Annotated in this window: 13 protein-coding genes; 9 read left to right on the plus strand and 4 right to left on the minus strand. The window is 57.0% G+C overall.

Features of this window, described 5'->3' with window-relative positions; all coding sequences use genetic code 11:
- Positions 1-89: 89 nt before the first annotated feature.
- Complete coding sequence (locus BM205_RS08955; RefSeq protein WP_092414159.1) at positions 90-713, minus strand: trimeric intracellular cation channel family protein; 624 nt, start codon at positions 711-713, stop codon at positions 90-92.
- Between the two features lie 4 nt (positions 714-717).
- A complete protein-coding gene (locus BM205_RS08960) occupies positions 718-3,108 on the minus strand; it encodes a penicillin-binding protein 1A (RefSeq protein WP_092414160.1) in 2,391 nt (796 codons plus the stop codon).
- 158 nt (positions 3,109-3,266) lie between these two features.
- Between BM205_RS08960 and BM205_RS08965 the strand changes: the two genes are divergently transcribed.
- The 6 genes from BM205_RS08965 (at position 3,267) to BM205_RS08990 (ending at position 11,370) form a co-directional block, all read left to right on the plus strand.
- Entirely contained in the window at positions 3,267-4,160 is an 894-nt protein-coding gene (locus tag BM205_RS08965; RefSeq protein ID WP_217646036.1) for an HTH-type transcriptional regulator ArgP, read from the plus strand.
- A 156-nt stretch (positions 4,161-4,316) separates the two neighbouring features.
- Positions 4,317-7,037 (plus strand): TonB-dependent receptor domain-containing protein, encoded by a 2,721-nt coding sequence (locus BM205_RS08970; RefSeq protein ID WP_092414161.1) that lies wholly within the window; start codon positions 4,317-4,319, stop codon positions 7,035-7,037.
- Between the two features lie 72 nt (positions 7,038-7,109).
- Positions 7,110-8,681, plus strand: a complete 1,572-nt coding sequence (locus tag BM205_RS08975; RefSeq protein ID WP_092414281.1) for a thioredoxin family protein — start codon at positions 7,110-7,112, stop codon at positions 8,679-8,681.
- A 91-nt stretch (positions 8,682-8,772) separates the two neighbouring features.
- Positions 8,773-9,444, plus strand: coding sequence for a glutathione S-transferase (locus BM205_RS08980; RefSeq protein WP_092414162.1), 672 nt, complete (start codon positions 8,773-8,775; stop codon positions 9,442-9,444).
- 155 nt (positions 9,445-9,599) lie between these two features.
- Positions 9,600-11,093, plus strand: coding sequence for an AMP nucleosidase (locus BM205_RS08985; RefSeq protein ID WP_092414163.1), 1,494 nt, complete (start codon positions 9,600-9,602; stop codon positions 11,091-11,093).
- Positions 11,094-11,139: 46 nt separating this feature from the next.
- Positions 11,140-11,370 carry a hypothetical protein gene (locus tag BM205_RS08990; protein ID WP_092414164.1) on the plus strand — a complete coding sequence of 77 codons (231 nt, stop codon included), beginning with the start codon at positions 11,140-11,142 and terminating at the stop codon, positions 11,368-11,370.
- 22 nt (positions 11,371-11,392) lie between these two features.
- Here the strand turns inward: BM205_RS08990 and BM205_RS08995 are convergent, their stop codons facing one another.
- Positions 11,393-12,583 carry a YbfB/YjiJ family MFS transporter gene (locus tag BM205_RS08995; protein ID WP_092414282.1) on the minus strand — a complete coding sequence of 397 codons (1,191 nt, stop codon included), beginning with the start codon at positions 12,581-12,583 and terminating at the stop codon, positions 11,393-11,395.
- Positions 12,584-12,648: 65 nt separating this feature from the next.
- Entirely contained in the window at positions 12,649-13,722 is a 1,074-nt protein-coding gene (locus tag BM205_RS09000) for an NAD(P)H-dependent flavin oxidoreductase (RefSeq protein WP_092414165.1), read from the minus strand.
- Positions 13,723-13,872: 150 nt separating this feature from the next.
- Here BM205_RS09000 and BM205_RS09005 point away from each other — a divergent pair, with 150 nt between their 5' ends.
- The 3 genes from BM205_RS09005 (at position 13,873) to BM205_RS09015 (ending at position 20,444) form a co-directional block, all read left to right on the plus strand.
- Positions 13,873-14,751, plus strand: coding sequence for a LysR family transcriptional regulator (locus BM205_RS09005; RefSeq protein ID WP_092414166.1), 879 nt, complete (start codon positions 13,873-13,875; stop codon positions 14,749-14,751).
- Between the two features lie 102 nt (positions 14,752-14,853).
- Positions 14,854-15,576 (plus strand): transposase, encoded by a 723-nt coding sequence (locus BM205_RS09010; protein WP_092414167.1) that lies wholly within the window; start codon positions 14,854-14,856, stop codon positions 15,574-15,576.
- Between the two features lie 179 nt (positions 15,577-15,755).
- Positions 15,756-20,444 (plus strand): glutamate synthase-related protein, encoded by a 4,689-nt coding sequence (locus BM205_RS09015; RefSeq protein WP_092414168.1) that lies wholly within the window; start codon positions 15,756-15,758, stop codon positions 20,442-20,444.
- Positions 20,445-20,527: the final 83 nt, after the last annotated feature.

The raw sequence follows: 20,527 nt of genomic DNA on the forward strand, positions 1-20,527 counted from the left end.
TGTTCCGTAGTCCACTAAGCGGGGTCGGAGTGAAGTTTCGGCGGTAAAGCATACCGAAAGTTCACTCCGACCCCGGTTAGTTCGGGCTGCTATTCAAATCCACGGATTCCACTGCCGTTAAAACTCGGCAGTTTCCAATGAAAACGCATGGCCAGAAGACGGAGTAGAAACCCCGCGCCGATCGCTATCAAGGGCGCCAGCGCCGGATCGACTTGGTACCACAGCAAGCCGACATACAAGCCACCGGTGAACAGTGCAACGGTAGCGTAAAACTCACGCTGCAGCACCAATGGAATCTGATTGCACAGCACATCGCGCAACAAGCCGCCGAAGACTCCGGTAATCATGCCGGCCAAAATCACTATGCCGGGCGACATGCCGTTGGCGCGGGCGATATCGCAACCAATCACGCTGAAAGCCACCAGGCCCAGGCCATCGACTACCAGGAACACGTTGCGCAAATGATGAAGGAAACGCGCCACCAGGGCGGTGACGATGGCGGCGCCGACGGTAAATAACAGATATTCAGGATGCGCGATCCAACCCAGCGGATAATTCCCCAGCAATATATCGCGCATGGTGCCGCCGCCCAACGCGGTGATGGTGCCGATGACGCAGATGCCGAACAGATCCATGTCGCGTCGCATGCCCATGATGGCGCCGGACATGGCTTCTGCCACGATCGCAATCAGGTAGATGGAGTGTAGAAGCATGAGTTTAGTCCTCGGAAGAAAACAGTTTCAAGATTTGCTCGCGTTCTTGTGCAGCACTTAAAGCGTCCTGTTGCAGCGCCGGATTGACAGTGGCGCCAGATCTGCATTTCAGCCTGCTGTGAATGAACTGGTTGTTATCCTCCAGGCAGCGGTTGTTCAGGTATTCGGTATAAATATAATCGCCGTCGGATAGTGCCAGCCCTGCCGGTTCTGCTGGTATCCATTCTTGCCGGTCCTTCACCGCCACCTGCATATAGCGGCTCCAGATTGGCAGCGCCAATACGCCGCCGGTGGCATTGCCCAGCGATTTCGGCTGATCATAGCCTAACCACACTACCGACACCACACCGGAAGAATACCCGGCAAACCAGGCGTCAAAGGCGTTGTTTGAAGTCCCGGTCTTACCTGCTGTATCGCTGCGGGCCGGTATTTTTGCGCCACGGCCGGTGCCAGACTTGACTACATCCTGCAGCATGCTATCCATCAGATAGGCATTGCGCGCAGAAATAACTCTTTTGCCGGATTGCTGGCCGGGAGTGAGATTGTTACGCGCGGTGTCGTGATAAAGCACTTGACCGGAGCGGTCGCGGATTTCCTTGATCAACCTTGGCGCCAGTTGAAAGCCACCGTTGGCGAATACAGCATACGACTGCGCCAGCTGTAGCGGCGTCACCGCGCCGGCGCCAAGCGCCAGCGGCAGAGATGCCGGATTGCGTTCGGGCAGGAAGCCGAATTGGGTCGTAAATTCCTGCACATAATTGGCGCCTGCCGCTTGCATCAAACTGACTGCGACCAGGTTTTTGGAACGCATCAAGCCGCGCCGGACGGTAATGAAACCTTCATAATTGTTGCCGAAGTTGCGCGGGCGCCAGGCGCGGGCGCCGGTTTCCTGCGGCAGCAAGAGGCGTTGCGTGTCATCCACCATGGTGCCGGGGAAGTAGCCTTTTTCCAGTGCAGCCGAATAGACAAACGGCTTGAAACTTGAGCCAGGCTGGCGAAATGCCTGCAACGCGTGATCGAAAGGATTGCGGAAAAAATCAAAACCGCCGGCGAGCGCCAGGATATCTCCGGTCTTTGCATCGAGAGAGATCAGTGCGCCTTCCATTTCCGGCATTTGACTGAGTAGCCAGTGTTGTGGCTTGTCTTCATAAACCCTGATGACCGAGCCAGGGGCAATGCCGCGTTTGCCGGTCGTCGGCAATTTGGCCCAGCTGCCTGCTATGCGTGGGTCAAGCAGATTGATCTGTAAGCTCTGCCCGTTGCGCAAGATTGCCGTGATGTGTTTTTGCGTCATTGCGGTGACGATTGCCGCACGCAATTCTCCGCTGTCGGGATATGGCGCGAGCAACTTGAATGCATTGTCTTGCAAGCCGCCCTTGGCGGTAGCATCCAGTTGCGCTTCCGGGCCGCGATATCCCCTGCGTCCCTGTGCATCAAGCAAGCCCGAGCGCAGATGCTTGTCGGCCGCCAGTTGCGGCGCCATCTGGATCGTGGTGATGACGTCCAGCCCCATGGTGTAAGCGCGTTCTTGATAAGTTTGCACTACCATTTGCCGAGCTTCCTCGACCACATAAGCAGCCCCTCTCACGGATGGATTGCGACTGGCGTTGAGCACAAGTTTTTCTGCCATTGCCTGCTCGAAATCGTCTGGCGTAATATAACCAAGCGCCAGCATGCGTTGCAAAATGTAGTGCTGGCGGATTTGTGCGCGTTGCGGATTAGCTACCGGATTATAGGCAGAGGGAGCTTTAGGCAAACCGGCCAGCATTGCCGCTTCGGCCACGCTTAGCTGCGCCAGCGGTTTATCGAAATAAATATTTGAAGCTGCGGCAAAACCGTAAGACCGTTCACCGAGATAGATCTGGTTCATGTACAGCTCCAGCAATTTATCCTTGCTGTATTGCTGCTCCAGTTTGTAGGCGAGTAATATTTCCTTCAGCTTGCGTTGCACGGTTTTTTCACGCGTCAAAAAGAAACCGCGTGCTACCTGCATGGTAATGGTGCTGGCGCCCTGACCATGCTGACCACTGACAACGTTGGCCAACGCTGCGCGCAGCAAGCCGAAGAAGTCGACCGCGCCATGTTCATAAAAGCGCGCATCTTCGATCGCCAGCAATGCCTGGCGCATACGCAAAGGAATCTGTGCAACCGGCAGGAATTCACGGCGCTCTTCACCGTACTCCGCCAATAGCACGCCTTCGCTGGAATAGATTCGCAACGGCAATGCCGGACTATATTGCGCAAGATGGTCGACAGCCGGAAGTTGCTGCCATGCCTGATGCAACCAGTACCCGATGGCAAGACTGGCAGCTAGTATCAGTCCGAGACCAAAGCCCAGTATGAATTTGAGATTGCGGATTAGTCTGGATTTCGGTTTGGCGGCCAGCTGGCTCATTGTCGCTCCTGTTGAATTGGGCACTCGAATCTTTGGCGGATGCGGGTTGGATGGCCTGAAGAGCGTGCATTGTGGTTGTAATAAAACAGTTGTTAAATAAAATTAAGTATTATTAACTAATCATAAATTTTTCTTATCTAAGGAAATTCAGCATGAATTTGAATCTGAACCTGAATCCAAAACACACCGAGGCCTTTCGCGCGGTCATCGAAACCGGCAGCTTCGAGCAAGCCGCGGCGCAGCTGCACCTGACTTCACCTGCAATATCGCAGCGCGTGCATGCGCTTGAAAGCATGTTGGGCAATGCCTTGATTGTGCGTAGCCGTCCTGCGCGCGCTACCAGTACCGGGCACAGGCTGATGCAATATCTGAAGCGCGCGCAAATGCTGGAAGCGGATCTGGCGGCAGAGCTGGCGGTGGAACAGGATGCGCCAATGCGACTGGTGCTGGCGCTGAATGCCGATTCGATAGGCACCTGGTTTTTCCCTGCTTTGTCAGACGTGCTGATACGCGAAAAAGTTCTGCTGGACTTGACCGTAGAAGATCAGGATCACACTTACACGCTGCTGGAAACCGGCATGGCCATTGGTTGCATCAGCACCGAACCGAAACCGATGCGCGGCTGTTCGGCCGTGCTGTTGGGAGTAATGCGCTACTGGCTGGTGGCGGCGGAAGCGTTTTGCGACCGCTGGTTTGTAGATGGCTTGACGCGCAAGGCGGCGCGCAGTGCGCCGGTGGTGGCGTACACCCACAAAGACACTTTGCAATCGTCTTTCTTGCTGAGCAAACTGGGTTTGCCGGCGGGCGCATATCCATGCCACTACGTTCCCGGCGCAGCATCGCATTTCAATGCGATTCGCTATGGATTGGGCTACGGCATGGTGCCGGAACTGCTGCTTAAAGCCAGTGCCGGCAAGCATGAAATGATTTATCTTGCGCCGAACAAGCCGCTTGAGCTGGCGTTGTACTGGCATACCTGGAAGGTGCAATCGCCGCGTATGGAAAACCTGTCTCGCCAGATTATTTCGGCAGCGCGAAAAATCCTGAAGTAGTCGCGCCTGCATTTGGCGCACATAGCGCATATCGATATGTAAAACCATCAGTTTGTATTGCCGCCTGTCTACTATATTCTCCACTCCCATTAGGCAACAAGCCTACATAACGCAACAGTTCTTTACAAAAGAACATATGGGAAGGATTAGTTATACATGCACAGATTCAAAACCCTGCCGGCGCAGACTGCGCTGTTGATCGCTATTGCAGCACCAAATCTCTATCAGGCAGCTTACGCACAATCCACAGAAGACAACGCAGCCACCAGCGACACTAAACCAGTGATGGTCACCGGCTCCCGGATTCCCCGCGCCAGCAAGGAAGGACCGACCAGCGTAACGGTGATCACCGGCGAGGATATCGAAAAACAAGGCTATCGCAATGTGTACGATGCCCTCAATGCACAGACCCAGAATACCGGCATGACCCAGGGCGCAGACTTCGGCAACACATTCACTCCAGCTGCGAATACCATCAGCTTGCGCGGGCTAGGTCCTAATCACACTTTGATCCTGCTGAACGGCAGGCGGATTGCAGACTATCCGGTGGCCTATGACGGCTCGGTCAACTTCGTCAACCTGGCCAACATTCCATCAGCGCTGGTGGACCGTATCGAGATATTGAACAGTGGTGCTTCGGCCGTCTACGGCTCGGATGCGATTGCCGGCGTGGTCAATATCATTACAAAAAAGCAGGTCAGCGGTATAGATATCAACGTCAAGGCCGGCGGCACGCAGAATGGCGGCGGTTCTAATCAGCGGATTCAAATTACCGGTGGTGGCAGCAGCGGGAATTTGACCGGGCTGTTCGGCGTAGAGCTAAGTCGGACCCAACCGATCTGGAGCCGGCAGCGCGACTTCATGTCATCCACGTCATCGGACGGCACCACGCCGACCCGTGTTTTTTCACGGCAAAACGTCGACAGCGGGAAATATATCGATCCGGGCGCAGCTACCTGCGACCAGCTCGGCAATCTGTTTTACGACAGCGTGGTCAGGGTGAAGTCGAAGTCCGGCGTGTATTGCGGGAGTGGCAAGGCGCAGCCGGCCTATTGGACCACCATGACCCAGAACGAGAGCGAAAATCTGTTTGGCAGCTTGCGCTATCAGTTGAGCGCCAAGACCGAATTATTCAGCGACCTGATGCTGGGATTTAACGCTACGCAGAACAATACGCGCGGCCCCAGCTGGACCTCCGAAGCGGTCAGCAACAGTTATTTCTTCAATCAGAACAGCGGCAACAACGAAAGTTGGTCACGCCGGATTTCGCCGGAAGAAATCGGTGGAGCCACTCGCTATAACCGAAAATGGAACGACGTTGCGGCCAACCTGACGGTAGGCGTGCGCGGCGACATACCGTCAGCCAGCAGCTGGAACTATGAAGCGGCTTACAACATCTCCGCTTACACCAGCCGCAAAACCACACCTTTGTTGCTGAGTAATGTGGATAGCTTTTTCCTTGGTCCTCGACTTGGCTACGATGCCGACGGCGTCGCCATCTATGCGCCGGATCCGAAAAGACTGTACCAGCCGTTGACGCCGGATCAGTTCAATTCGATCACCGGCGAAGCAATCAGCCGCGATAAATCGTGGACCCAGACCTTGAGTCTGAGCGCCAACGGCGAATTGTTCAATTTACCCGCCGGACCGGTGCGCATGGCGGCGGTGACCGAGTTCGGCAGCCAGGGTTTCAGCAATACGCCTGATCCGCAGATCAACCAAGGCGTGTTCTACAACCAGGCAGTTGCAAACGGCGCCAGCGGTTCGCGCCAACGCTATGCCTTGGGGACGGAACTGAACATACCGATCATCAAAGAGTTGGTCGCGACTGTGGCCGGACGCTACGACGAGTACAACTTCGCCGGCCGCAGCGACGGTAAATTCACCTATAACACCGGGCTCGAATTCCGTCCCGCCAACACCTTGCTGTTCCGCGGTAACTACGCGACCAGTTTCCGCGCACCGGACATGAACTACATCTATTCATCGACGACCCGCGGCTACTATTCATCGACTACCGATTACTACCGCTGCGCGCAGGCAGTGCAGCCGCTGGCCGGCTGTGAATTCAACAATTATTCACCGGGTGCGAATTACATTCAGACCGGCAGCAAGGACCTGAAATCCGAGAATGGTAAATCGTGGAGCTACGGCGTGGTGTGGTCGCCAAGTTCCAACTTCGACATATCGGCCGATTTCTGGCGTATCCAGATCGATAACCTGGTCACCAATCTCGATCCTGACACGATTCTGCACAATGAAGCCAATTGCCGCGAAGGGCACCTGGATATCAATTCGCCGATCTGCGTCGATGCGCTGGCGCGGGTGCAGCGTAACCCGGCCAATGCGATCTTCAATCCGAACGCCATCCAGAATATCCTGGTCAATCCGATCAATGCCGCGTCGGAACGCACCAGCGGCCTGGATTTCAGCGGAAAGTGGCGCATCAAGGCGGGCGGCGTCGGTGATTTCCTGTTGAAGGCGAATTACACCAAGGTGCTCAGTCATCACTACAAGCAGTTTGCGGCCGACCCGGATACGGATGAATTGAATTCACTGACTAATCCCGACTGGGGTTCCAAGGTCAACGCCAGCGTTACCTGGCTGCGCGATAAATGGAGCAGCACCGTGCAAGTCACGCGTTACGGAAGTTTGCCCAGCGCCGACCAGACCCGCCGCATCTCGCCGTTCGCCTTGGTCAACCTGAGCGCCAGTTATCAGATCAACCCGCGGGCGTCGGTATCGCTGATCGTCAATAATGTGTTTAATTCTGTGAAGCAAGACAATACTGCCGGCTGGCCGTATTATCCCGTAGGTAACTACAATCCCTACGGTCGTCAGGGTTGGCTGGAATTCAATTATCACTTTGGTTCGTAAAAGATATTCACATAGCCGCAGCTGACCACGCCAGTTGCGACTCTACCTGTTTGCATGATGGATGAATACAAGATGAAGAGCTTATCCGCTACTGCGGCGATGTTTGCCACGTTGCTGTGCGCCGCCTTACCGGCCGCGGCCAGCGCCTTGACCGCTGCCGAATCAAAGCCCGCAACGGCTGCAGCGGCGGCCGGCATCAATTGGTACGACGGCGACGTCGACGCCGCTTTCGCCTTCGCCAAAGCGCATGACAAACCATTGTTCCTGTACTGGGGCGCGACCTGGTGCCCGCCATGCAACCAGGTCAAAGCCACGATTTTTAACCGGCAAGGTTTTATCGAGCGTTCGCGTTTCTTCGTGCCGGTGCATATTGACGGCGACAGCGCCGGCGCACAAAAACTCGGCGAGCGTTTCAAGGTACGCGGCTATCCGACCATGATCCTGTTCAAGCCGGACGGCACTGAAATTACCCGTTTGCCGGGTGAAGTCGACGCCGACCGTTATTTGCAGACGCTGACACTCGGCATCAGCGCCAATCGTCCAGTCCGGCAAACCTTGCAGGCCGCTCTTGCCGGCGGCAAGCTGACTGCGGATGAATGGCGTTTGCTGGCTTACTACTCCTGGGATACCGACGAGCAGCAACTGGTCGGCGGCAAGGAGTTGTCGTCTACGCTGAAGCGGCTGGCGGCAACCTGCCCACCTGGCGATACCGCCAATCGCCTGGCCTTGAGTGGATTGGTAGCGGCAGCTATCGCTAAGCCGGGCGAAACAGCCGGTGTCGACAAAACGGCAGCGGCAGTGCAATTGACGAAGGCTGTGACAGATGTCCATACAGCGCGTGAGAATATGGACATATTCACCAACTATCCGGCCGAACTGGTGCAACTGGCTACCGTGCCGAAAACGCCGGCCCGCGCAAAGTTGATCGCCGCCTGGGATATCGCCATGCAGCGTTTGTCCGGCGATAAGACGTTGTCCAAGACTGATCGTTTATCGGCCTTGGCGGCACAAGTATCACTGGCGCGTATCGATACTCCGGACGGCGCGCTGGCGCCGGCCCTGCTCAAAGACGTGCGGCAACGCGTGGCATTAGCCGATAGTGCAACCACCGACGCCTATGAGCGGCAATCGGTGATCAATACCGGCGCGCATGCCTTGAGCGATGCCGGCCTGCTGGATGATTCGGATCGCTTGCTCAAGGCGGAGCTGAAGCGTTCGCATGCGCCATACTATTTCATGCTTAGCCTAGCCTCGAACGCCAGGAAACGCGGCGATAAAACCGGCGCCATCAACTGGTATGAACAGGCTTATCAGGCTGCACAGGGGCCGGCGACACGCTTGCAATGGGGCGCTGCGTATTTGTCGGGTCTGCTGGAACTGGCGCCGCAGGATGAAGGACGTATAGAAAAGGTCGCGCATGACGTACTGCAAGAGCTGGGTAGCGCCCAGAATGCATTCTACGAGCGTAATCGTTCAGTGCTGGAGCGTCTCGGGAAAAAACTCAATACCTGGAATGCCGATGGCAAACATCAGGCGGTGATAGGGCGTTTGCGGCTGCAGCTGGACGGTGTTTGCGGCAAATTGCCGGCGGCAGATGCGCAGCGCGCCACTTGCCAGGGTTTGCTGAGTTCGGCCCGGGTTTAGTAAAACGGGATCATTCCGGATAAATCGGTTACGCTAGGGGACTGCGATTTCCCCTTGTATTTTCCCTTTCCTTTGACCGGACCGGCCGACCATGATCATTGTTCACCATCTCAACAACTCCCGTTCACAGCGCGTGCTCTGGTTGCTCGAAGAACTGGGGCTGGATTATGAGCTCAAGCTATATCAGCGCGATCCGAAAACCATGTTGGCGCCGTCTTCACTGAAAGCTGTTCATCCTTTAGGAAAATCACCAGTCATCACAGACGGCGATAACACGATTGCCGAATCGGGTGCGATTATCGAATACCTGGTTCAGCAATATGGCAACGGTCGCCTGATTCCGGCGGCGGGCAGCAAGGATCGCTTGCGCTACACTTACTGGCTGCATTACGCCGAAGGTTCGGCCATGCCGCCGTTGCTGATGAAGCTGATTTTCGGACGCCTGGGGCGGCCGCCGATGCCGGCTCTGCTGCGGCCGCTGGCGCGTTCGATAGCAAATGGCGTGCAGCGCAACTACATCGATCCGCAACTCAAGACGCATCTGGATTTCATGGAAGGCGAATTGGGTAAATCGACCTGGTTTGCCGGCGAAGAATTCAGCGCCGCCGACATTCAGATGAGCTTTCCGCTGGAAGCTTCGCAATCGCGCGGCGGCCTGGATGCCAGCCGGCCGAACCTGTTCGCCTTTTTACAACGGATCCATGCACGGCCGGCGTATAAGCGTGCGATCGAAAAAGGCGGAAAATACGATTTGCTGAAGTAAGATTGTGCCGTAATACCGTGCTCCCTGACGTTCGAATCCGACTCACACCCCACGCTCGCGCCAATCCCGTTAGAATTGAATTGTAAGGCCCGGATAAAACTGTCCGGGCCATGGCGCCAACCGGTTTGGCGTACAGATATCGCTACGGAGATTCAATGTTCCCCACTGAGCAATTCACCGATCCCCACGCAGCCGTCGCGCGCGTGCAAGAGATTTACGACCATCACACTGCGTTATTGCGAGACGCTTTCAAGCGCTTTTCGAATGGCGAAGTAATGACGGAGCGGGTGCGCGCCTGCTATCCGTTTGTACGTGTTACAACCGAATTCAACACCCGTGCCGATACCCGTCAGTCCTTCGGTTTCGTGTCGGGCCCTGGTGTCTATGAAACCACGCTGACCAGGCCGTCACTCTACACAAACTACCTGGTCAGCCAGTTCAAACTGCTGCGCGATAACCACGATGTGCCGTTGGAAGTCGGTGTCAGCGACATGCCGATCCCGGTGCACTTTGCCTTCCCCGAAGGCATCCATGTCGAAGGCAATCTCGATCCGGATCATTTGCGGACTTTGCCTGATGTGTTCGACCTGCCGAACCTGGCGACCATGGACGATCGCATCGTCAACGGGACGTATGAGGAAATGCCGGGCGATCCGCATCCGCTGGCTTTGTTTACTGCGCCGCGCATCGATTATTCGCTGCACAGGCTGAAGCACTATACGGCGACTTCTCCCGATCGTTTCCAGCGCTATGTGTTGTTTACCAACTATGCGTTCTATGTCGATGAGTTCATTCGCATGGGGCGTGAACTGATGCAGGCCACCAACGATCCGGAGCAACGCGCCTATCGCCAGCAATACACGGCTTTTGTCGAGCCGGGCGATCTGACAACCTGGAATTCCAACCTCGACGACCTGCCTTCCGACCGTGCACTCACCGGCATCGCGCCGGCGCGCCAGCCGCAAATGCCGGCCTACCATTTGCAGCGTGCCGACGGTTCCGGTATCACGCTGATCAATATCGGCGTCGGTCCGTCGAATGCCAAAACCATTACCGACCACGTTGCGGTATTACGCCCGCACGGCTGGATCATGCTGGGTCACTGCGCCGGTTTATCGACCTCGCAACGGATGGGCGACTACGTACTTGCGCACGCCTACGTGCGCGACGACCATGTGCTCGATGACGACTTGCCGCTGTGGGTGCCGGTGCCGGCGCTGGCCGAGGTGCAACTGGCATTGCAGGATGCGGTGGCTGCCATTACCCAACTGGACGGTTATGAACTGAAGCGCATCATGCGTACCGGCACGGTGGCCTCTATCGACGATCGCAACTGGGAGTTGCGCGATCATCGCAAGCCGCTATTGCGCTTCAATCAAAGCCGTGCGATTGCGCTGGACATGGAAAGCGCTACGGTAGCCGCCAACGGTTTCCGTTTCCGCGTTCCTTACGGTACGCTGCTGTGTGTGTCGGACAAGCCGCTGCACGGTGAAATCAAATTGCCGGGCATGGCCAACCGTTTTTACGAGCAGCGGGTTAACCAGCATTTGAAGATCGGCATCAAGGCGCTGGAATTGTTGCGCAATCAAGGTGTCGAACAGCTGCATAGCCGCAAGCTGCGTAGTTTCAGCGAGCCGGCGTTCCGCTGATCGTCACGTTATTTTTTGCATTGCTTTTCACGCCGTTTCCCCGCCCATGCCTACCGTCATCAAGCACAGGAAAACCAAGATCGTGACGCTGGCGACGGGCGAGGCGATAGCTGAACATTGCGGTGTCGGCGACATCGCCATGGTGCAGGATGATGCCGGCTGGTGGACGCATTTTGTCGGAGAGAATGGTGCAATCGATAGTTACGATGTGCCGTTCGATTCCTATAACAAGGCACTTTGGGTGGCCAAGGCGGCCGCCGAGTTTTCTGCGGAATAGTCTGCCGTAATGTCAATGGAAGTCAGCCGATGCGTTTGCGGCTGTGTCTGTGCATCACGCCCAATAGGACTGCGCCCGCCAGCAGCGCCAACGCCGCCACGCTCAGTGACGAGGTGAAGCTGCCGCTGCTCCGCACCAGACGCGTCGCCAGCGGCGGTCCGATAATTTGTCCCACGCCGTACGCGGCTGTCAGCATTCCCATCAAGCTGCGCGCGTGATCGCCGCGCAGGCGGCGGGCGTCGCGCATTGCGAACAGGGTGATCGCGGTAAATGGCATGCCGAGCAAGATGCTGCCGAGCGCAAAGCCGGTCACGCTGGGTGAGACTATGCCGATCAGGATGCCGCATGCTTGCAGCAGATAACAGGCGGCCAGCAGCAACCGGTTGTCCCAGTGGGTTGGCAATCTGGTTGCCAGCAGGGCGCCGATGGAAACGCATATGCCGAACAAGGGCCAGAATAAATCCGGCCAGTTCGAGCCAGGCAAGGCCTGCCGTGCAATCACTGGAAGGAAGGTCGCAGTGATGATATAACCGAAGCCGGCCAGCGCATAGGCGAGAGTCAGGCCGCGCGTCTGGCGCGTGACTTGCGCTGGTTCCAGTCCGTGTGCCGCCGGTGTCGGCGCCGCCGTCGCAGTGGCCGATCCCGCGAAGGTCGGCCATACCAGCGCCGTCAATATCAATGCCAGCAGCCCATATAATAGCCAGCCGTGCTCAGCCCGCCAGTGCTGCGTTACCATCGCGCTGGTTGCCAGCCCTGTGATGAGAATGCCGATTCCCGGTCCGCAATAAATGATACCGCCCAGCGCTGGCGCCTTTAATTGCGCCAGGCGTTGCAAGCACCATCCGGATCCGTATACAAACACCCCGGCGCTGGCAATCCCTGCCAATGTGCGCAGCAACAGCCATAACGTCGGCGAATGCAATACGCCCATTCCCAGCGTCAGCAGGACGGTCGCAACCAATCCGATCTTGATGGCGCGGGTTGCGCTGACATGCAGCGCCATGCACAGCAGGGCGCCGAGCAGGTAGCCGACATAATTGGCGGTCGCCAGCCAGCCACCGGCCGCCAGGTCAATCACGCCGTCATGCAGCATCATCGGCAACAGCGGCGTGAAAGCGAAGCGGCCGATGCCCATGGCGACGGCCAACGCCAGTAATCCGGCCAATGCTACGCGCCAGGCTTCGCGGCTATGGTCCGCCTCCACTTCATTCATGGCGGCTACGGTTTGCTGATTTTTGCTCAAGTCATTTCTCTCTGAAACTAGTGGTGCCAGCGATGCTAGTGACTACCGACAGCTTGCAGCTCGGCTGCCAGCGTTGCCACCAGCTGTGCAGCGGGCAGGGGGCGCGACATCGCAACGCCTTGGCCAGCCCACAGCGACATGAATTCCGATCGTCCCAGTTTAGCAGCGGTCTGGCGGATTTCTGCGCTCAGCGCATTTTGAATCGGATAGGCCGGCACAACCGATTCGTGCGGCCGCATCTGCTCCATGTACGGATTGGCGATGCCGCGTGCGTATCGGCCTGAAAAGCTGCGGGTCATGCGTGTGCTGTCGTCTGTCGCACTCGCCAGCTGTTCCCGCCACGCCGGCGCTATACCCGATTCCGGGCTCGCCAGGAAGGCTGTGCCCAGTTGCGCTGCCTGCGCACCCAGCAGCATGGCGGCGGCGATGCTGCGGCCGTCCATGATGCCGCCGGCAGCGATCACCGGGACTTTGACTGCGGCAGCTACTTGCGGAATCAACGTCATCAAGCCAATGCAGGATTGTTCGATATCGCCGATAAAAGTCGCCCGATGGCCGCCAGCTTCACCGCCTTGGATGCAAATGAAATCGGCGCCGGCTTGTTCCCAGGCGCGCGCTTCGGCAACATTGGTTGCCGTGCCGATGACCTTGCATCCCTTACGTTGGAATTGCGTCACCGTTGCGGCATCGAGTATGCCGAAAGTGAAGCTGACAACCGGAGGCGCCGCTTCCAGCAAGGCTGCCAGCTGGTCTTGGAAGTTTTCGCTGAATTTCTGCGGGGTTGTCGCCGGGCCGAGGCCGAGTGCGGTGCGGAACGGTAGCAACAGAGCTTGCGCGGCATCGAGTTCGGCTGCGCTTGGCTGGATCGGCTGCAGGATGAACAGATTGACGTTGAACGGCCGTGACGTCAGGCTGCGGATTTTTTTCACGGCCTCGATGATTGCCGCCGGCGACAGCAGAGCAGCGGCAAATGAACCCAGGCCTCCCGCGTTGCTGACAGCAGTCACCAGTTCAATCGGCGAACCGCCATTCATCGGCCCTTGCACGATCGGATAACGGATGCCGAGCGCTGCCGTGAATACCGTTGCGCCTGAATCAATGTCGGACATGCTGATGCTCCTGAGTTAATCGATGGTGGGTGACCCGCGGATGGCAGCCATGAATGACTATTTTTTGGCCGCATTGCACATGCTACCTTGACAGCATCATTCTGAAAAATGAATAATAAAAATGTTATCCATCTTTAATTGAGATGAATTATGGATTTGTTATCTCTGGAAATTTTCCGTACCGTGGTCCGCGAGGGCGGCATTACTCGTGCCGCAGAGCAATTGCACCGGGTGCAATCAAACGTGACGACCCGCATACGCCAGCTGGAAGCCTCGCTAGGCGTACCGCTGTTTTCGCGCGATCACAAGCGCATGGTGCTGACCCCCGCTGGCGAAACCTTGCTTGGCTACGCCGAACGGCTATTGAATCTGGCCGGCGAAGCACGCGAAGCGGTACAACCAACGGTCCCTCAGGGGCGCCTGCGCATCGGCTCGATGGAAAGCACCGCCGCCAGCCGCCTGCCGATGCCGCTAGCCCGGTTCCACCAGGAGTGGCCGGCGGTGCAGCTGGAACTCAGCACCGGCGCCACCCAGCAACTGATCGACCGAGTCCGGGCATTCACCTTAGACGCCGCCCTGGTAGCCGGCCCGCTCGAAGACCCGCTATTTGACATGCTGCCGCTATATGACGAGGAACTGGTAGTGCTAACCGCGCGCAGCCACCCCCCGATAAACAGCCCCGACGATTTACAAAGCCGCACCTTGATAGCCTTCGAACACGGCTGCGCCTACCGTCGCCACGCCGAAAACTGGCTAGCGTCAGGCAGCGTCCCCAGCCGCCGCCCGGACCGGATCCTCGAACTCGGCTCCTATCACGCCATGCTAGCCTGCGTCGCCGCCGGCGCCGGCATAGCCCTGGCCCCCAGATCCGTACTAGAGTTGCACAACACCACCGAAAGCCTGGCAATCAACCCGATAGGCCCCGCCGGCAAAGTCACCACCTACCTGATCCGCCGCCAAGACTACAGCTCCCCAGCCTTCGACGCCCTAAGCCAGATCCTCCAAGCAGAAGCCTCAAAGTCCAAATAATTAGAATAATTAGGGTCAGAGTCGAATTATTAGCTCAAACAATTGGGGTCAGAGTCGAATTGTTCGGTAAAATATCGGCTCTATTCATCGTTCCTTTTTGCCATGGCCCGCCTGCCTCGACTCGTCATCCCCAACCAGCCGCATCACCTGATCCAGCGTGGCGTCGACCGCCAGGCAGTCTTCCGCGAGACGGAAGACTACGTGAATTTTCTTGGCCGACTGCGTGATGCCGCCAAGCAATTCAAGGTTTCCATCCATGCTTATGTATTGATGAGTAATCACATACATCTGCTCGCCACTCCATCCGATACAGAAGGTTTGGCGAAAATGATGCAGTGGGTAGGGCGTTTCTATGTACCTTATTTCAATCAAAAATATGAGCGGGTGGGGACTTTGTGGCAAGGACGCTACAGGGCAACGGTGATAGATTCTGAACGCTATTTCATGTTGTGCAGCTGCTACATTGATCAAAATCCAGTGCGCGCTGGCATTGTGGCAACGCCGGGCGAGTACCCGTGGTCGAGCTATTTGCATCACGTCGGGGTCAAGGCCGATCCTTTAGTTGTGGATCACGCGCTCTATTGGGCGCTGGGTAATACACCGTTCGACCGTGAGGCAGCTTATAAAAAAATGGCTGAGCAAGCACTTACATCCGACCAGGCGAAGCAGTTGGTGGATGCTACGAACAAGGGTTGGGCGCTAGGCTCGGAAAAATTCAAATCAAATCTCGAGAAGCAGGGCAGTCTCAGAGTGCGGCCGGGTAAGCGTGGGCGGCCTTTCAAGACGCAGCCCGATGTCGCAGATCTGCCACCAGAGCGCAAATAAAAAAGTTTCATGTGGGAAATGAAAAGCATCAAACGCACCGAATTGACTCTGTCCCTATTTAATTTTGGTGCAAAAACAAGCCTGATTAATTTGACTCTGACCCCATTTATTGTGATTGAAGTCTGGTGCGGTCTGCACTATTCTTAATATCCTTACTCTCAAAGTGGTGGAGCAACGTTATGCAAGCGCAAGGTTTATACGATCCGGCTAATGAACATGATGCCTGTGGCGTCGGTTTTATCGCCCATATCAAAGGCAAGAAGAGCCACTCGATTATTGAGCAGGGTTTGCTGATCCTGAAGAATCTGGATCATCGGGGTGCGGTCGGTGCAGATAAACTGATGGGCGATGGCGCCGGGATCCTGATCCAGGTGCCGGACCAGTTCTATCGCGAAGAAATGGCGAAGCTGGGCGTGACCTTGCCGCCACCGGGCGAATTTGGCGTCGGCATGGTGTTTTTGCCAAAAGAGAACGCTTCCCGTATCGCTTGCGAACAGGAAATCGAACGTGCAGTGCTGGCTGAAGGCCAGGTCGTGCTGGGATGGCGCGATGTGCCAGTGGATATCGAGATGCCGATGTCGCCGACTGTGCGCGACAAGGAACCGGTGATCCGCCAGATCTTTATCGGCCGCGGCCCGGACATCATGGTGACCGATGCGCTCGAGCGTAAGTTATATGTGATCCGCAAATCGTCCGGCCACGCGATCCAGGCGCTGAACCTGTTGCATGGCAAGGAATTCTTCGTGCCGTCGATGTCGGCGCGTACCGTGGTCTACAAGGGCTTGCTGCTGGCGGATCAGGTTGGCGTGTATTACAAGGATCTGCAAGATCCACGCTGCCTGTCGGCTCTGGCGCTGGTGCATCAACGCTTCTCCACCAACACCTTCCCTGAATGGCCGCTGGCTCACCCGTATCGCCTGTTGGCGCATAACGGCGAGATCAACACCGTCAAAGGCAATTTCAACTGGATGCGTGCACGCGAAGGCGTGATGAAATCGGCCGTGCTGGGCGACGATCTGAAAAAATTGTTCCCGCTGATCTATGAAGGCCAGTCCGATACCGCTTGTTTCGACAACGCGCTTGAGCTGCTGCTGATGGCTGGTTATCCGATTGCGCAAGCGATGATGATGATGATTCCGGAAGCGTGGGAAAACCACACGACCATGGATGACAACCGTCGCGCTTTCTACGAATACCACGCTGCGATGATGGAGCCATGGGATGGCCCGGCAGCGATGGCGTTTACCGACGGCCGTCATATCGGTGGCACGCTGGATCGTAACGGCTTGCGTCCGGCACGTTATATCGTCACCGACGACGACTTCGTGGTGATGGCTTCCGAATCCGGCGTATTGCCGATCCCGGAATCCAAGATCATCCAGAAATGGCGTCTGCAACCGGGCAAGATGTTCCTGATCGACCTCGACGCCGGCCGCATCATCGACGACAAGGAACTGAAAGACACCTTCGCCAACGCCAAGCCATACAAGCAATGGATTGAATCGGTGCGGGTCAAGCTGGACGAGTTGAAAGCGGAACCTTCCGAATCGGGGTCGACCATTCCGCTGCTGGATCGCCAGCAATTGTTCGGTTACACCCAGGAAGATATCAAGTTCCTGATGTCGCCGATGGCGGCCGCCGCTGAAGAAGCGATCGGCTCGATGGGTAACGACTCGCCGCTGGCGGTCATGTCCAGCAAGAACAAGACGCTGTATCACTACTTCAAGCAACTGTTCGCGCAAGTCACCAACCCGCCTATCGATCCGATCCGCGAAGCGATGGTGATGTCGCTGGTATCCTTCATCGGACCGAAGCCGAACGTGCTGGACACCAACAACATCAACCCACCGATGCGCCTGGAAGTCACGCAGCCGATCCTGAACTACGACGATATCGCCAAGCTGCGCAACATCGGCGCACACACCGGGGGTAAATTTAAATCGTATGAGTTGAACATCTGCTACCCGGTCGCATGGGGCAAGGAAGGCATCGAAGCGCGCCTGGCATCGCTGTGCGCCAAGGCGGTCGATGCGGTCAAGTCAGGCCACAACATCCTGATCGTATCGGACCGCAAGGTGGATGCCGAGCAAGTGGCGATCCCAGCATTGCTGGCCACATCCGCGATTCACCAGCATCTGGTGAGCAAGGGCCTGCGCACTTCAACCGGCCTGGTAGTCGAAACCGGTTCGGCGCGCGAGACCCATCACTTTGCACTGCTGGCCGGTTACGGCGCAGAAGCTATCCATCCTTACCTGGCGATGGATACCTTGACCGAACTCGCACACGGCTTGCCGGGCACATTGTCGCCGGAAAAAGCGATCTACAATTTCCAGAAAGCGATCGGCAAGGGCTTATTGAAAGTCATGTCGAAGATGGGTATTTCGACTTACATGTCGTATTGCGGCGCGCAGATTTTCGAAGCGATCGGCCTTAACAAGAGCATGACCCAGAAGTATTTCAAGGGCACGTCATCGAATGTCGAAGGTATCGGCGTCTTTGAAGTGGCGGAAGAAGCCTTGCGTCTGCATCGCGCTGCGTTCAGCGACGATCCTGTACTGGCCAACGCGCTCGACGCCGGCGGCGAATATGCATACCGTGTCCGCGGCGAAGAACACATGTGGACACCGGACGCGATCGCCAAGCTGCAGCACTCGACCCGTGCCAACAACTTCAACAGCTATAAAGAGTACGCCCAGCTGATCAACGATCAGTCCAAGCGTCACATGACCTTGCGCGGTTTGTTTGAATTCAAGATCGATCCAAGCAAGGCGATCCCGCTGGATGAAGTTGAGCCGGCCAAGGAAATCGTCAAGCGTTTTGCTACCGGCGCGATGTCGCTCGGTTCGATTTCGACTGAAGCCCATGCCACGCTGGCAGTGGCGATGAACCGCATCGGCGGCAAGTCCAACACCGGCGAAGGCGGCGAGGACGAGAACCGCTATCGCCAGGAGTTGAAGGGCATCCCGATCAAGCAAGGCGAAACTCTGGCATCGGTGATCGGTAAAGACCGGATTGAAGTCGATATTCCGTTGCAAGCCGGCGATTCGCTGCGCTCCCGCATCAAGCAGGTGGCGTCCGGACGTTTCGGCGTGACTGCGGAATACCTGATTTCCGCCGACCAGATCCAGATCAAGATGGCGCAGGGCGCGAAGCCAGGCGAAGGCGGCCAGTTGCCTGGTCATAAAGTGTCCGAGTACATCGCCAAGCTGCGTTTCTCTGTACCTGGCGTCGGCCTGATTTCGCCACCGCCGCATCACGATATTTATTCGATCGAAGATTTGGCGCAGCTGATTCACGATCTGAAAAACGTCAATCCGCGCGCTTCGATTTCGGTCAAGCTGGTGTCTGAAGTGGGTGTCGGCACCGTGGCAGCCGGCGTGGCAAAAGCCAAGTCGGATCACGTGGTGATCGCAGGCCATGACGGCGGTACCGGCGCTTCGCCGCTGTCATCGATCAAGCATGCCGGTTCCCCTTGGGAACTGGGCCTGGCGGAAACCCAGCAAACGCTGGTGTTGAACGGTTTGCGTAACCGCATCCGGGTTCAGGCCGACGGTCAGATGAAGACCGGCCGCGACGTTGTGATCGGTGCTTTGCTGGGTGCGGATGAGTTCGGTTTTGCTACCGCACCGCTGGTGGTTGAAGGCTGCATCATGATGCGCAAATGCCATCTGAATACTTGCCCGGTCGGCGTCGCGACACAAGATCCGGTACTGCGCGCCAAGTTCTCCGGCAAGCCGGAGCATGTGGTCAATTTCTTCTTCTTCATTGCCGAAGAAGTGCGCCAGATCATGGCTTCGCTGGGCATCCGCAGTTTCAATGAACTGATCGGCCGTGCCGATTTGCTGGACAAGTCGCGGGCGATCACACACTGGAAAGCACAAGGCCTGGATTTCAGCCGTATTTTCTATCAGCCTGCGTTGCCTGAAGGCGGCGTGTATTACCACACCGAAGAGCAGGATCACGGTTTGGACAAGGCGCTCGATCACAAGTTGATCACACAAGCCAAGGCCGCGCTGGACAAGGGCGAGCGCGTCTCGTTCATCTCGCCGATCAAGAACCTGAACCGTACCGTCGGCGCCATGCTGTCGGGCGAAGTCGCGAAGAAATACGGTCATGAGGGCCTGCCCGACGACACCATCCATATCCAGTTGCAAGGTACCGCAGGCCAGTCGGCAGGCGCGTTCCTGGCACATGGCGTGACACTGGATCTGGTTGGCGAGGGTAATGACTACGTCGGCAAGGGATTGTCCGGCGGCCGCATTATCGTGCGTCCGAACACCGAGTTCCGTGGCCGTGCGGTCGACAACATCATCGCCGGTAACACGGTGCTGTACGGTGCGATTGCCGGCGAGGCTTTCCTCAATGGCGTCGCCGGCGAGCGCTTTGCTGTGCGTAACTCAGGTGCGATTGCGGTGGTTGAAGGCACCGGCGATCATGGTTGCGAATACATGACCGGCGGCACGGTGGTGGTACTGGGCGAAACCGGCCGTAATTTCGGCGCCGGCATGTCTGGCGGCATTGCTTATGTCTACGACCCGGACGGCACATTTGCTGCGCAATGCAATATGGCGATGGTGACGCTGGAATCGGTGTTGAGCCAAGGCGAGCAAGAAGCCACGATCGATAAAGCGATCTGGCACAGCACCGTGCGCGGCGGCGAAGTACAGGCTGACGAGGCGATCTTGAAAGGTTTGATCGAGCGTCACTTCAAGTACACCGGCAGCACGCGCGCCCGCAACTTGCTGGATAACTGGGTTGCCTCGCGCAGCAAATTCGTCAAAGTGTTCCCGACTGAATACAAGCGGGCACTGAGCGAGTTGAATGCGGTCCGCAACGTCGCGCCGGCCAAGGAAAAAGTCGTCGCGTAAGCTAAGCTGACCTCAGCCAGGCGTCAGCAGACACAAGCGCCTAAACCAAGTAACGATAAGGACGCGCCGGACACCGGTTTTAC

It is taken from the genome of Collimonas sp. OK307 (assembly GCF_900113705.1).
Classification (GTDB): Bacteria; Pseudomonadota; Gammaproteobacteria; order Burkholderiales; family Burkholderiaceae_D; genus Collimonas.